Source organism: Phyllobacterium sp. 22552, assembly GCF_052044585.1.
Lineage (GTDB): Bacteria > Pseudomonadota > Alphaproteobacteria > Rhizobiales > Rhizobiaceae > Phyllobacterium > Phyllobacterium ifriqiyense.
Genome location: NZ_JBQENG010000001.1, coordinates 381702 through 394677 on the forward strand (window position 1 = coordinate 381702; position 12976 = coordinate 394677).

Genomic DNA, 12976 nt, shown 5'->3' on the forward strand with positions numbered 1-12976 from the left:
CCGCCGCGCAGAGTCTCTTCGTGCGCGGCATACTTATTGACGAGAACAGGATCGATGTTATGGGCTATATCCCGGATTCCAAGCGCTACGACACTATGAAGTACAATCGCTGTGGTCGCAGCGGCCTAAGACTGCCAGCGATTTCTCTCGGCCTTTGGCACAATTTCGGCGATGACACACCCCATAATCTCAAACAGGCAATTTGCCGTCAGGCATTCGATCTCGGCATTACCCATTTCGATCTTGCCAATAATTACGGACCACCTCCCGGTTCTGCCGAGACAGCTTTTGGCGAAATCCTGCGTACGGATTTCAGAGCCCATCGCGATGAGTTGATTATCTCTTCCAAGGCAGGATATGGCATGTGGCCAGGCCCCTATGGCGAATGGGGTAGCCGGAAATATTTGATCGCCAGTTGTGACCAAAGCTTGAAGCGACTCGGTCTCGATTATGTCGATATTTTCTATTCGCATCGTTTTGATCCAGATACGCCGCTTGAAGAAACGATGATGGCACTGGATCACATCGTGCGATCTGGTCGTGCTCAATATGTCGGGCTTTCTTCGTATAATTCTCATCGCACGCGCGAAGCGGCTGCCATTCTTGAAGAACTTGGCACGCCTTGCCTTATTCACCAGCCAAGCTACTCCATGATTAACCGCTGGATCGAGGAAGATGGTTTGGTTGATACTTTGGAAGATCTGGGAATTGGCTCGATTGTATTTTCGCCGCTGGCTCAAGGAATGCTGACAGACAAATATCTCAAAGGTGTTCCTGAACAGAGTCGTGCTGCACAAGGAAAATCACTCAATCCTGAATTTCTTAGCGATCAGAATATCGCCAATATCCGTTCACTAAACGAGATTGCTTCGCGCCGCGGACAAACGCTCGCTCAAATGGCGTTGGCGTGGGTTTTGAGGAAAGGTCGTATTACGACGGCTTTGATTGGTGCGAGCAAGCCGCAGCAGGTCATTGATTGTGTAAAAGCGCTCGACAATCTTGAGTTCAGCGACGAGGAGTTGGCTCAGATTGATACCTATGCGAACGATGCCAATGTCAATCTTTGGGCTGCTTCGGCCGAACGAAAAGGGCCAGAGCGCAAGCCGGTCAAATTGGACTGACACGTCAGACAGAACAATGCTTCGGCGGCGGAGTAGGTCGCCGGGCATGTAAGCAATTGGCAGAACGCGCCAATTGTGCGAAATGTCTGCGGCAGAACAGAAATAGCCTGAACAAGCGGAATGGAACTTTTCAATGAAGATTGCGATGATCGGGACCGGATATGTCGGTCTGGTGTCGGGAGTGTGCTTTGCCGAATTCGGCTTCTCTGTCACATGCGTTGATAAAAACCCGGCTATTGTCGAGCGCTTGCAGGCGGGCGAAGTTACCATTTTCGAACCTGGCCTCGATGAATTGCTTGCGCGCAATGCGCGCGACGGTCGGCTGACATTTACCACCGAACTCGCTGAGACAGTTGCAGATGCCGACGTGATATTCGTCGCGGTAGGTACGCCGTCCAGACGTGGCGATGGTGAGGCTGATCTGCAATATATTCATGCAGCGGCGGATGAGATCGCTGCGGCGATGAAGCCAAATGCTGTCATTGTGATTAAGTCCACAGTGGTGGTCGGCACCAATGCCATCGTGCGCGACCGCATCTCCAAGGCCCGGCCCGGTGTGCCGTTTTCCATGGTGTCCAATCCGGAATTTCTTCGTGAAGGTTCAGCAGTTGAAGACTTTCTTCGACCGGACCGCGTTGTCGTCGGTGTTCATGACGATGCGGGAGCAGCTGCCATGAAGCGTGTTTACCGCCCGCTTTATCTGCGCGAGACGCCGATGATTGTGACCACGTTGGAAAACGCTGAGATCATCAAATATGCGGCCAATGCCTTTTTGGCCATGAAGGTCACCTTCATCAACGAAGTGGCAGACCTTTGCGAAAAGACAGGCGGAAATGTGCAGGATGTTGCCCGTGCCATCGGCATGGATAATCGCATCGGCTCAAAGTTCCTGCATGCCGGTCCGGGTTTCGGCGGTTCGTGTTTCCCGAAGGACACACGAGCTTACGCTGCAACGGGACGCAAGATGAATGCGCCTCAAACGCTGATCGAACAGGTTGTCACTGTCAATGAGCAGCGCAAACGGTCAATGGCTGAGCGGATTGTTGAAGCTGCGAAAAAGAGCGGGACCAAATCGATTGCCGTGCTTGGCATCGCATTCAAGCCGAATACGGATGATATTCGGGAGGCTCCAGCACTTGATATTATTCCAGCCTTGCAGAATGCAGGTCTTGCCGTGCGGGCGCATGATCCAGAAGCGCGCAGCGCTGCCGAGCCGGTTCTGCCCGGTGTTATCTGGTGCACCTCTGCCTATGATGCGATTGAAGGCGCCGGCATTACCGTGTTGCTGACGGAGTGGAACGCATACCGCGCACTTAATCTGAAAAAAGTCTCAGAATTGATGAGCGGCAATATTCTCTTCGACCTGCGTAATGTCTTTAATGAACAGGAACTCGAAGGCTCGGGCCTTGAATATTATTCAGTCGGCAGACCGCTTGTTGGGTAAGCCACCGCTTACACATCTTGAGTGAGTGCTCGCTTTTCATTGGCGATCAGCCAAAGGTTGCGGATATAGACAAATAAACCGAAGCCTTGGCCAGCTATGAATACAGGGTCCTTGCGGACGATCGCATAGACAAAAAGCAGCGCTCCGCCAAAAAGCGAAAAAAACCAGAAGGCTACAGGCATTACGCTTTTCTTTGCTTTTTCGGACGCGAGCCACTGGACGACGAAGCGCATGGTGAAACATCCCTGAGCGAAAAAGCCCAGCAAAATCCAGGCGTCAAACTGTTCGATAAAAACCGTATGCAGCCAATTGGAAAATGCTTCAGCCATTGCTGATCTCCATATTATTCAGGGAGGGCTTTCCCTCTCGCGCGGGCTCAATATCACTGAATGACGCTCTGCACCATTGGGATTATGTGCGGTTGCGGATGTCACTCAATGATCTGGCCGGAGTGATCGCTTCCGGGTCCAAACGAATTTCGATGATCGCAGGCTTTCCGCTTTGTACTGCGCGTTGCCAAGCCCCTTCAAACTCACTGGTAGCTTCCACGGTTTCGCCATGACCACCATAGGCTCTTGCCAGCATTGCGAAGTCAGGATTGGTCAGGTCCGTGCCTGACACACGTCCAGGATATTCGCGCTCCTGATGCATGCGGATAGTGCCATAGATACCATTATTGATGACGAGAACAATAATGGGCAGGTTGTACTTCACCGCAGTGGCGAAGTCCTGACCGTTCATGAGAAAGCAGCCATCGCCGGCGAAACATACTACCATGCGTTCAGGATGAATTTGTTTTGCAGCAACCGCCGCGGGTAGGCCATAGCCCATTGATCCTGATGTGGGAGCGGCTTGCGTTGCGAAACGGCGAAAACGATGGAACCGATGCAACCAGGTCGCGTAATTGCCGGCACCATTGGTCATGATTGCGTCTTCGGGCAGGACGGTTTCAAGATAGGACATGATCGGTCCCATTGCGACTTTGCCCGGTCCGCTCTGTGGCGGCGTTGACCAGGCGAGATACGATTTATGCGCGATATCAGCTTGGTCCGGCCAATTGATATGAGACGGCGGGGCGAGATGTTCGACCACCTCAGCAAATGCGTCTGGCGCCGAATTGATCGAAAGAGCAGGCCGGTAAACCCGACCCAATTCATTTGCATCCGGATGGATATGGATGAGGGTTTGCTTGGGATACGGGCTGTCCATGAGTGTGTAGCCGGAAGAGGGCATTTCACCAAACCTTCCGCCTACAAGAAGTAAAACATCAGCTTCTTTCACCCGCTTGGCCAGCGCCGGATTAATGCCGATTCCGACATCGCCTGCATAGTTGGGATGTAGATTATCGAACAGCATCTGCCGCCTGAAGGAGCAACCCACGGGAAGGTGCCACTTCTCGGCAAAACGGGTGATTGATGCAACGGCATCTGCGCTCCAACGGGATCCCCCCAATATCATGAATGGTTTGGAAGCAGCCTGTAATATGTCGGCAAGCTTTTCTATGCTGGCGGCGGACGGGCCGGTTTCTACGGGTTGCCATGCTTGTGCCGTCACGGTTTCTACCATGTCCGTGAGCATATCTTCAGGCAAAGCAAGAACAACCGGGCCTGGTCGTCCGGAGGTCGCGACAGAAAATGCACGGGTTACGAATTCGGGAATACGCCGGGCATCATCAATCTCTGCGACCCATTTCGCTGTATCGGCAAAAAAGCGGCGGTACTCTACCTCCTGAAATGCCTCTCGTTCGCGGGCATCGCGCTGAACTTGCCCGATGAACAGGATCATTGGAGTTGAATCCTGCATGGCGATATGTATGCCGGGTGAAGCATTTGTCGCGCCAGGTCCGCGTGTGACAAAGCAAATTCCAGGCTTTCCTGTAAGCTTGCCCCAAGCCTCCGCCATCATGGCGGCCCCGCCTTCCGCGCGGCAGATCGTTATGCCAATCTTCGCGTCATAAAGCGCGTCCAACACAGCCAGATAGCTTTCACCCGGTACGCAAAAGAGACGCTCTGCACCATTTGCGGCCAAAGCTTCAACGATCAATTCACCGCCCGTCTTCATTCGGATGCATCCTTCAACTGTTGGAGTATATCGGCAGTGTGTTCGCCTAAGCGAGGCGAGGGCCGTGTGTAGGTCAATGGTGTTTGTGACATGATGATCGGCGTTCGCACAGAAGGGATAGAACTGCCATGGGAGTCTTCCAGGTCAAGTCGCAATTGCCGCGCCACGATCTGCGGATCGTCGAACATCTCACCAATCTTGTTGATCGGTCCCGCTGGCACCGCATTTTTGGCACAGGCGTTCAGCAGCTCAGCCCGGGTTCTTTTTGAGGTTTCCGTGCTGATGAGCGTTGTTAGTATCGTGCGATTTTCAAGTCTGGATCGGTTTGTGAGAAACCGCTCATCGCTCGCCCATTCCGGATGCTCGATGATTGAACAGAATCTGGCGAATTGCCCATCATTGCCGACAGCAAGGATCAGGTGTCCGTCAGATGTGGGAACAACCTCATAAGGGGAGATATTCGGGTGTGCATTGCCCATACGGTTCGGGCTTTTCCCCGTAGCCAGAAAATTCATTGCCTGATTGGCCATAACAGCTGACTGGACATCGAACAGCGCCATATCCACCATTTGACCTTGACCGGTCTTAGCGGCATGGGCAAGGGCTGCCTGAATAGCAATGACCGAATAGAGTCCGGTAAATACATCCGCGACTGCCAAACCTACTTTTTGAGGCTGGCCATCAGGGTCGCCCGTCACCGACATCAGGCCGGACATTCCCTGAATGATAAAGTCATAACCAGCCTGCGATGCATATGGGCCGGTCTGGCCGAAACCTGTTATTGAGCAGTAGACTAGTCTCGGGTTCTCAGTGCTTAGGCTGGCGTAATCCAGTCCGTATTTTGCCAGTCCGCCCACCTTGAAATTCTCAAGCACAACATCAGCTGTTCGGCAGAGCGCTTTTACGGTTTCTTGTCCCTCAGCGGTTGTAAAATCAACCGTGATGGAGCGCTTGCCTCGGTTGCAAGAGTGAAAATACGCTGCGGAAAGGTTCTCGCCTTCTGCGCTGGTGATGAAAGGGGGCCCCCAGCCGCGTGTCTCGTCGCCGCCGGAGGGATTTTCCACCTTTATGACATCGGCTCCAAGATCAGCGAGAACCTGTCCGGCCCATGGGCCAGCCAGCACTCGGGCTAGTTCAATGACGCGTATGCCTTTAAGCGGGGCTGCCGCTTGCTCAGCAATCATCGGCTTGCCTTTGACACTGTGCGGATAGCCCAATTGGCAAATTCTCTCATGATGAGTTCACGGTTGATTTCGTTAAGGCCCTCATGGCGCGTATCGGGGTATATTTTGGTCGTAACGTCTGTAAAGCCGAGCTTGCGCATTCTATGGTCCAGATGATTGACGGAAGTGCCTTGTGCTGTCGCCGGATCTTTGGCACCGCCAACGAGGTTGAAGGGTAGGTTGCGACGCAATTTACTCAACAAGCTATCCTTTGCTCCGGTGAATACCAAATCGAATGTATCACGCCACATGCTCACAGTAGGGCTCCAGCCGCAAAGGGGATCCTTCACGTACAAATCAACCTCAGCAGAATCCCGCGAGAGCCAGTCAAAATCCGTTCGCGGATTGGCTACACTGCGATTCCATTCCTGAAATGTAAGTTTTGGCAGCAGCATGCTTGGGACATCAGAACCTAAAAACATACGTTCAGCCAGCAATAGGCATTGGGCGAACCTTCCCAACATTCCGGCCGAAAAATTTGCGTTCCAGACTGCAGCCGCATCCACTTTTTCTTGATGTTTGAAAACGTAATTAAGCGCGACAAGTCCGCCGAGGGAATGCCCGAAAATGATCAGGGGTAAATCCGGATAGCGTAGGCGCGCTTCATTGTTGACCGCATCAACATCGCGCAACACGGCGTCCATCCCATCTTTTGCAGCAAAGCGTCCCGCCGGTGCGTCTTGTGCTCTCGTCAGGCCATGCCCCCGATGATCATGTGCATAAATGTGAAAACCATGCTCGCTCAGAAATCCTGCAAAACGTTTGTAGCGCAAAGAATGCTCGGCCACTCCGTGATTTATTTGAATGATCCCGCGAACCCGACCCTTTGCGGGCATGTGTCGTATTGCAAGGGCTGCACCAGTACTGGTGGTCAAAACGTCGGTATCATCAAAACTCATGGCAACCTCTTTGCGAGAAGCCCAGTTGAGAGGGTGCCGTAAAATTAGTCAATGTGGAAAACAATCTACAAACTATTCTTAATTTTGGACTATTGTGCTCAATTATTAGTCAGGCGATTTGGTGTGCAATTTTATTTTGCAAAACCCCTTGCAAACCCGTTAAACTTGCCGCAGAACTTTAAACCTGAAGCATATGAGTTTCGCGGGCATTGCAATTTTGCGGTGTAATCGCGAATCGGATGATGTTGTTGCAATGACGAAACGTATTTCGTCTAGTTAGTTTACATGGCCGCTACCGGGAGAAGAGGACGCTTCCTGTTGCGGCACCAGAGGGGAAACCGGGTGACGGAAATATCCGCGCCCGGTTTCGCTCGTTTGGCGAAGGTCGAAATTGATGGGCATCCATTGCCACGGCTGAGGCTTTCGCCTACATACGGCGCAAATTCATTCAAAAGAAATCCCGAGCATCGGAGTGACGCGCGTTATGGCACGCCAATTCATCTATCACATGTCCGGCCTGAACAAGGCATATGGAACCAAGAAGGTTCTTGAGAATATCAACTTGTCCTTCTACCCAGATGCCAAGATTGGTATTCTGGGTCCAAATGGTGCTGGTAAGTCTACAGTTCTGAAAATCATGGCTGGTCTGGATAAGGAATATACAGGCGAGGCTTGGTTGGCGGATGGCGCTACCGTTGGCTATCTGGCGCAGGAACCTTATTTGGATCCAGCCAAGGACGTTATGGGCAATGTCATGGATGGCGTTGCCGACAAGAAGGCCATTCTCGATCGCTACAATGAATTGATGATGAATTACTCCGACGAGACCGCCGATGAAGGCGCCAAGTTACAGGATGTCATCGATTCTCAAAACCTCTGGGACCTTGAATCGCAAGTTGAGATGGCGATGGAAGCACTTCGTTGCCCACCCGGCGACAGCGAAGTAACCAATCTTTCCGGTGGTGAGCGCCGCCGTGTTGCTTTGTGCCGCTTGCTCCTGTCACAGCCTGATCTTCTTCTGCTCGACGAACCGACCAACCATTTGGACGCTGAAACGACCGCCTGGCTTGAAAAACATCTGCGCGAATATAAGGGCTCCGTGCTTCTGATTACGCATGATCGCTACTTCCTTGACAATGTGACCGGCTGGATTCTCGAACTCGACCGTGGGCGCGGCATTGCTTATGAAGGCAATTACTCTGCCTATCTTGGTGCCAAGTCCAAGCGCATGCTGCAGGAAGGCCGTGAAGATGACTCCCGTCAGAAAGCTCTCGAGCGCGAACGCGAGTGGATTTCCGCCAGCCCGAAAGCACGTCAGGCAAAATCGAAGGCGCGTATCAAGGCCTATGATGCGCTCGTTGATGCCGCTAACGACCAGCGCCCCGGCGATGCCCAGATTCTGATACCGGCGGGTGAACGGCTGGGTCAGGTGGTTATCGAAGCCGAAAATCTCACCAAGTCTTTCGGTGATCGTGTGCTGATCGAAAACCTGACTTTCAAACTGCCACCCGGCGGTATTGTTGGCATTATTGGTCCGAACGGTGCGGGTAAAACCACTCTGTTCAAGATGATCACCGGTCAGGAAAAGCCGGATTCCGGCACTATTCGCGTCGGCGAGACTGTTAACCTCGGATATGTCGATCAGAGTCGCGATCACCTGAAAGCCGACAAGAATGTCTGGGAAGAAATTTCCGGCGGAACTGACATCATCAAGCTTGGCAAGCATGAGATGAACTCCCGCGCTTATGTTTCAGCATTCAACTTCAAGGGTACCGACCAGCAGCAGAAAGTTGGAAATCTTTCTGGTGGTCAGCGTAACCGCGTGCATCTGGCCAAGATGCTTCAGTCCGGTGGCAATGTTTTGCTCCTCGACGAACCGACAAACGATCTAGACACGGAAACCTTGGCAGCACTTGAAGATGCCTTGGAAAAATATGCAGGTTGCGCTGTGATCATCAGCCATGATCGCATGTTCCTTGACCGTCTCGCGACGCATATCCTGGCTTTCGAAGGCGATAGCCATGTCGAATGGTTTGAAGGCAATTTCGAAGATTATGAAAACGACAAGATTCGTCGTCTCGGTCCCGATAGCGTCAATCCAAAGCGTCCAAGCTACAAGCCTCTGACACGCTAAATATAGATGGGGAACCGCAAGGTTCCCCGTTGTCTTTGCTGGTGTAATCGCCAGATAATTTGCCGCTTTTCTAAAGCAGGGAACTCTTTGGAGCAAATGATGACTGACCTGTTCGGTAATCGTGACGAAATAGTCCCTTCGCGTAAGGTCAGTGGTCGTGTGATCGGGCTATTTGAGGCACTCGACAGGGATTTTGTCACTTCTCCAACAGATTCACTGGAACTGACTTTTGACGGTATTGTCGGTGACTTTCACGCGGGTCAGACGCGTCGCTCTGGCGGACGTGAGCCTTGGTATCCGCGTGGCACCGAGATGCGCAACGAACGCCACCTTTCCATTCTAAGTGCCGACGAGCTTGACGAGATCGCAGGAGGCATGGGCTTGCCTCAGCTGAAAGCTGAATGGATCGGTGGAAACATGGTGATTTCCGGTATTCCATCCCTTTCGATGCTACCACCCAGATCGCTGATGTTTTTTGAAGGTGGCGTGACGTTGAAAGTCGATGGACAGAATGCGCCCTGCAAGATTGCTGGTCGTTCTATTGCTTCGCATGCGGGTACTCCTGACGAAACCACCACTGCATTGGATTTTGTACGCGTGTCCAAGCGCTCGCGGGGTATCGTCGCTTGGGTTGAAAAGCCCGGGATCATACGCGCCGGTGAAAAAGTTGATATTCGTATTCCCGAACAGTGGATTTACAGGGTCTAAGGCTTGCGCCAAGTGCCTTTTCATGGCGAATAGAAAACAGGTCCGGTGCCAGCAATTTAGACGATTGCGGAGAATCGGGAAGCCGGTGAAAATCCGGCACGTGCCCAGCGCTGTAAGGGGAATGACCGTGCATTATGCCACGGTGGCCGAGAGGCCACAGGAAGGCGCACGGTTCAGCTGAACCCAAGTCAGAAGACCGGCCGGACCCCATAGCCCAAGCTGCGCGGACGGCGGCGAGGGCCTCAAGCGTTGTTAGGAGCAAACAATGCACGAAGCTTTTGATAGTCCGGTTCCAGCGGGTGATTTTACTGACGATGAGCGTGCGGCCGTTTATAAGGCGATTTATACCCGGCGAGACGTCCGCGATCAGTTTTTGTCAAAACCGATCGCCTATGATGTTTTGATGCGATTGCTCGATGCGGCGCACCATGCTCCATCTGTAGGCTTCATGCAGCCTTGGAACTTCATCACAATTCGCGATATGGCCCGCAAGAGGCAAGTGCACCGCGCTTTCGCCAAAGCCAACGAGGAAGCCAAGGCCCTGTTTCAAGATGAACGCCGGGCGCTGTATGCCTCTCTCAAATTGGAAGGCATCCTTAAAGCGCCGGTCAATTTATGCATCACCTGCGACCGGACACGCGGTGGAACGGTCGTGCTCGGTCGCACCCACAACCGCCAGATGGATGTCTATAGCACCGTTTGTGCAGTCCAAAATTTGTGGCTTGCTGCCCGTGCTGAAGGTATTGGCGTTGGCTGGGTGAGCATCTATCACGACAATGACATGCGCCAAATATTAGGTATTCCGGATCACGTTGAGATTGTTGCCTATCTATGCCTGGGCTATGTCGACGAGCTTTTTGATGCACCGGAGCTGGAAAAAAAGGGCTGGCGCAAAAGAATCCAATTACAGGACCTTATTTTTGAAGAAGGCTGGGGCCAGCTCAGCTCAGATCTTCCTCATCCGGATCCAGAAGACGTGTCGCCCGCCATTCCGTCAGTTTGCGATTAATCGCATCAAGCACGAAGAAACGAGCGGACTCTTTGTCATAGCCTTCGTCGCGCAGCGCATCATAGTCTGTATGTTGATGCCGCACATGGGCAATAGCGGCCAACCATACGGCAATCGGCGGCGGCAAGGTCTTCATATGGGGCGCACCTGCGGCCGCGCGTATTGGTTCCGAATCGGAGTAGGGAACGGCGGGTAAAAGCAAGGTCAGCGCTTTGTTGATTGAACGCTGACGGTTCGTTCCTGCACTCATTGATGTCTTTCTAATTTGATTCTGGCGCCTATTTCAGACGCGGCAGAAATTGTCGTCAATGGCAAAAACCTCTTGCCAATCGTCGCCTCATGACATAAACATATCTTTATGTCTTTTGAGGATTGGTTATGGACCGGCACAATCTTAATCTCGACCTGATGGTTGATACGTTGAAAGCGGCAGCTGAGCCTAGTCGGCTACGCATTCTTGCTTTGTTGTCGCGTGGTGATCTAACCGTTTCCGACCTCACATCCATTTTAGGACAATCTCAGCCGCGAGTGTCACGACATCTGAAATTGCTCTTTGAAGCAAGTCTTATCAACCGCTATCAGGAAGGCTCCTGGGCCTATTTCCGTTTGGCGGAATCATTGATTGTGGGAGATATTGCCCGTTCCCTGCTAGATCGCCTGGATTGTTCTGATCCCCTGCTGGAGCGTGACCTTGAACGTCTTTCCTCTGTGAAGCTTCAGCGCCGTGAACGTGCGGCTGCCTATTTTAGCGCGAATGCTTCAAGCTGGGATGCTATCCGCTCGTTGCATGTTCCAGACGGCGCTGTGGAAGAGGCCCTTACCAAGATCATAGGTGCAAGACCGTTTCAAGCGATGCTCGACGTCGGTACGGGTACCGGGCGCCTGCTTGAGCTCTTTGCTCCGCTCTACTTGCGCGGTGTCGGTATCGATATCAATCGCGACATGTTGACGATTGCCCGGTCAAATCTTGAGAAGTCCGGCATTGCCAACGCGCAAGTCCGTCAAGGTGACGTCTATTCCTTGCCGGTAGACAGAGAGTCTTTCGATCTGGTGACAATCCATCAGGTCTTGCACTTCCTTGATAATCCGGCCGAGGCCATTCGTGAAGCTGCGCGTGCCTTGCGTCCTTCCGGCCGAATGTTGATCGTCGATTTTGCTCCACACGAACTTGAATTTCTACGCGACAGACATGCCCATTTGCGCCTCGGTTTTCATGACGGACAGATTAAAGACTGGCTGACGGAAGCCGGACTGACGCTGGAACAGAGCATGGAATTACAACCAAAAGATAAAGACAAACTGACTGTTAAATTGTGGCTGGCACGCGACCCACGCTTGCTAATTGCCGATCCTGTTTCAACCTCCCGCGTTACGGAGAGTGTCTAATGAGTTTTTTCCGCCAATCCCGCCGTGCCGATCTTGGTAGCAATATCAAGGTTTCATTCGAGTTCTTCCCGCCAAAGACCGAGGTGATGGAAGAGCGTCTCTGGGAGACTGTAACGCGTCTGGCTCCGCTTAATCCCGAATTTGTCTCTGTGACATATGGGGCAGGTGGCTCCACTCGTGAACGCACAGCCCGCACGATCAAGCGCATCTTAACCGAAACCGATGTGAATGCAGCGGCACATTTGACCTGTGTTGATGCCACGAAGGAAGAGGTGGACACGGTAATCCGCGAATTTGCCGCCATGGGTGTCAATCGCTTTGTCGCCTTGCGCGGCGATCCGGCAAGCGGCGTAGGTGCTCATTACAAACCGACACCGGGTGGGTATGAAAACGGTGCCGAACTTGTCGCTGGATTGAAAGCTTTCGCTGACTTCGATATTTCGGTTTCTGCATATCCCGAAAAGCATCCCGAGAGCCCGGATTTTGCTACCGACATCGATATGTTGAAGCGCAAGGTCGATAATGGCGCGACGCGTGCCATCACGCAGTTCTTTTTCGAGAACGACCAATATGAGCGCTATGTTGAAAAGGTGCGTCGTGCCGGAATCTATATTCCGATTTTGCCTGGTATACTTCCAATCCATAATTTCACCCAGGTTACCAATTTCTGCTCCAAAGCTGGTACTCACATACCTACATGGCTGGCAGAGCGGTTTGATGGATTGCAGAATGACGAGCAGACTCATGCTCTGGTAGCTTCAGCCGTCGCAGCGGAACAGGTTCTTGATCTGGTCGAACGTGGCGTGCAGGATTTCCATTTTTACACGATGAACAGGGCTGATCTCGCCTTTGCGATCTGTCATCTCATCGGTATTCGTCCGGAAGCTGTAGCACTCCAATCCAATCTAGCCGGTGCAGCAGCTTGATAACAGCTTGTTAAAAGTGAAACGGCCCGGTTGCTATAACCGGGCCGTTTCTTTTGTTTCACTCA

Annotated in this window: 12 protein-coding genes and 1 riboswitch; of the genes, 7 read left to right on the forward strand and 5 right to left on the reverse strand. The window is 52.5% G+C overall.

Translation table 11 applies throughout. From position 1 onward, the window contains the following. The first annotated feature begins 59 nt into the window (after positions 1-59). Both mgrA and ACTJI9_RS01945 read left to right on the forward strand, forming a co-directional pair. Positions 60-1121, forward strand: coding sequence for an L-glyceraldehyde 3-phosphate reductase (gene mgrA / locus ACTJI9_RS01940; protein WP_440806198.1), 1062 nt, complete (start codon positions 60-62; stop codon positions 1119-1121). 133 nt (positions 1122-1254) lie between these two features. Further along, the gene (locus tag ACTJI9_RS01945) at positions 1255-2565 is read left to right on the forward strand and encodes a UDP-glucose dehydrogenase family protein (RefSeq protein WP_440805649.1); all 1311 of its coding nucleotides are present in this window, start codon (positions 1255-1257) and stop codon (positions 2563-2565) included. Between the two features lie 8 nt (positions 2566-2573). On the opposite strand, the gene ACTJI9_RS01950 is transcribed toward ACTJI9_RS01945, so the two are convergent. The 4 genes from ACTJI9_RS01950 to ACTJI9_RS01965 form a co-directional block, all read right to left on the reverse strand. Then, complete coding sequence (locus ACTJI9_RS01950) at positions 2574-2894, reverse strand: lipid-A-disaccharide synthase N-terminal domain-containing protein (RefSeq protein ID WP_115052516.1); 321 nt, start codon at positions 2892-2894, stop codon at positions 2574-2576. 82 nt (positions 2895-2976) lie between these two features. Further along, positions 2977-4626, reverse strand: coding sequence for a thiamine pyrophosphate-binding protein (locus ACTJI9_RS01955; RefSeq protein ID WP_440805652.1), 1650 nt, complete (start codon positions 4624-4626; stop codon positions 2977-2979). Next, complete coding sequence (locus tag ACTJI9_RS01960; RefSeq protein WP_115052518.1) at positions 4623-5810, reverse strand: CaiB/BaiF CoA transferase family protein; 1188 nt, start codon at positions 5808-5810, stop codon at positions 4623-4625. The genes ACTJI9_RS01955 and ACTJI9_RS01960 overlap by 4 nt, the downstream gene beginning before the upstream one ends. Then, positions 5807-6748 (reverse strand): alpha/beta fold hydrolase, encoded by a 942-nt coding sequence (locus tag ACTJI9_RS01965; RefSeq protein WP_440805655.1) that lies wholly within the window; start codon positions 6746-6748, stop codon positions 5807-5809. Before ACTJI9_RS01965 ends, ACTJI9_RS01960 begins: the two co-directional genes overlap by 4 nt. 484 nt (positions 6749-7232) lie before the next feature. On the opposite strand from ACTJI9_RS01965, the gene ettA reads away from it, so the two are divergent. From ettA to bluB, 3 genes are all read left to right on the forward strand, one after another. Beyond that, complete coding sequence (gene ettA, locus ACTJI9_RS01970) at positions 7233-8882, forward strand: energy-dependent translational throttle protein EttA (RefSeq protein WP_115052520.1); 1650 nt, start codon at positions 7233-7235, stop codon at positions 8880-8882. Between the two features lie 99 nt (positions 8883-8981). Beyond that, complete coding sequence (locus tag ACTJI9_RS01975; protein WP_440805659.1) at positions 8982-9590, forward strand: MOSC domain-containing protein; 609 nt, start codon at positions 8982-8984, stop codon at positions 9588-9590. Positions 9591-9616: 26 nt separating this feature from the next. After that, a riboswitch (cobalamin riboswitch) is annotated at positions 9617-9809 on the forward strand. A gap of 46 nt (positions 9810-9855) precedes the next feature. Then, positions 9856-10599: a 5,6-dimethylbenzimidazole synthase gene (gene bluB, locus ACTJI9_RS01980; protein WP_115052522.1), complete on the forward strand. Its 744-nt coding sequence runs from the start codon at positions 9856-9858 to the stop codon at positions 10597-10599. Here the strand turns inward: bluB and ACTJI9_RS01985 are convergent. Next, positions 10532-10849 (reverse strand): DUF2293 domain-containing protein, encoded by a 318-nt coding sequence (locus ACTJI9_RS01985; protein WP_115052523.1) that lies wholly within the window; start codon positions 10847-10849, stop codon positions 10532-10534. The two genes, bluB and ACTJI9_RS01985, sit on opposite strands and share 68 nt — an antisense overlap. A 128-nt stretch (positions 10850-10977) precedes the next feature. Between ACTJI9_RS01985 and ACTJI9_RS01990 the strand changes: the two genes are divergently transcribed. Continuing rightward, positions 10978-11985 carry an ArsR/SmtB family transcription factor gene (locus tag ACTJI9_RS01990; RefSeq protein WP_115052524.1) on the forward strand — a complete coding sequence of 336 codons (1008 nt, stop codon included), beginning with the start codon at positions 10978-10980 and terminating at the stop codon, positions 11983-11985. Further along, the gene (metF, locus tag ACTJI9_RS01995) at positions 11985-12911 is read left to right on the forward strand and encodes a methylenetetrahydrofolate reductase [NAD(P)H] (RefSeq protein WP_115052525.1); all 927 of its coding nucleotides are present in this window, start codon (positions 11985-11987) and stop codon (positions 12909-12911) included. The genes ACTJI9_RS01990 and metF overlap by 1 nt, the downstream gene beginning before the upstream one ends. The last annotated feature ends 65 nt before the right edge of the window (positions 12912-12976 follow it).

Coding starts and splice junctions, on each gene's coding strand:
- mgrA (WP_440806198.1), top strand. CDS start 60: ATGGGCTATATCCCGGATTCCAAGCGCTACGACACTATGAAGTACAAT.
- ACTJI9_RS01945 (WP_440805649.1), top strand. CDS start 1,255: ATGAAGATTGCGATGATCGGGACCGGATATGTCGGTCTGGTGTCGGGA.
- ACTJI9_RS01950 (WP_115052516.1), bottom strand. CDS start 2,894: ATGGCTGAAGCATTTTCCAATTGGCTGCATACGGTTTTTATCGAACAG.
- ACTJI9_RS01955 (WP_440805652.1), bottom strand. CDS start 4,626: ATGAAGACGGGCGGTGAATTGATCGTTGAAGCTTTGGCCGCAAATGGT.
- ACTJI9_RS01960 (WP_115052518.1), bottom strand. CDS start 5,810: ATGATTGCTGAGCAAGCGGCAGCCCCGCTTAAAGGCATACGCGTCATT.
- ACTJI9_RS01965 (WP_440805655.1), bottom strand. CDS start 6,748: ATGAGTTTTGATGATACCGACGTTTTGACCACCAGTACTGGTGCAGCC.
- ettA (WP_115052520.1), top strand. CDS start 7,233: ATGGCACGCCAATTCATCTATCACATGTCCGGCCTGAACAAGGCATAT.
- ACTJI9_RS01975 (WP_440805659.1), top strand. CDS start 8,982: ATGACTGACCTGTTCGGTAATCGTGACGAAATAGTCCCTTCGCGTAAG.
- bluB (WP_115052522.1), top strand. CDS start 9,856: ATGCACGAAGCTTTTGATAGTCCGGTTCCAGCGGGTGATTTTACTGAC.
- ACTJI9_RS01985 (WP_115052523.1), bottom strand. CDS start 10,849: ATGAGTGCAGGAACGAACCGTCAGCGTTCAATCAACAAAGCGCTGACC.
- ACTJI9_RS01990 (WP_115052524.1), top strand. CDS start 10,978: ATGGACCGGCACAATCTTAATCTCGACCTGATGGTTGATACGTTGAAA.
- metF (WP_115052525.1), top strand. CDS start 11,985: ATGAGTTTTTTCCGCCAATCCCGCCGTGCCGATCTTGGTAGCAATATC.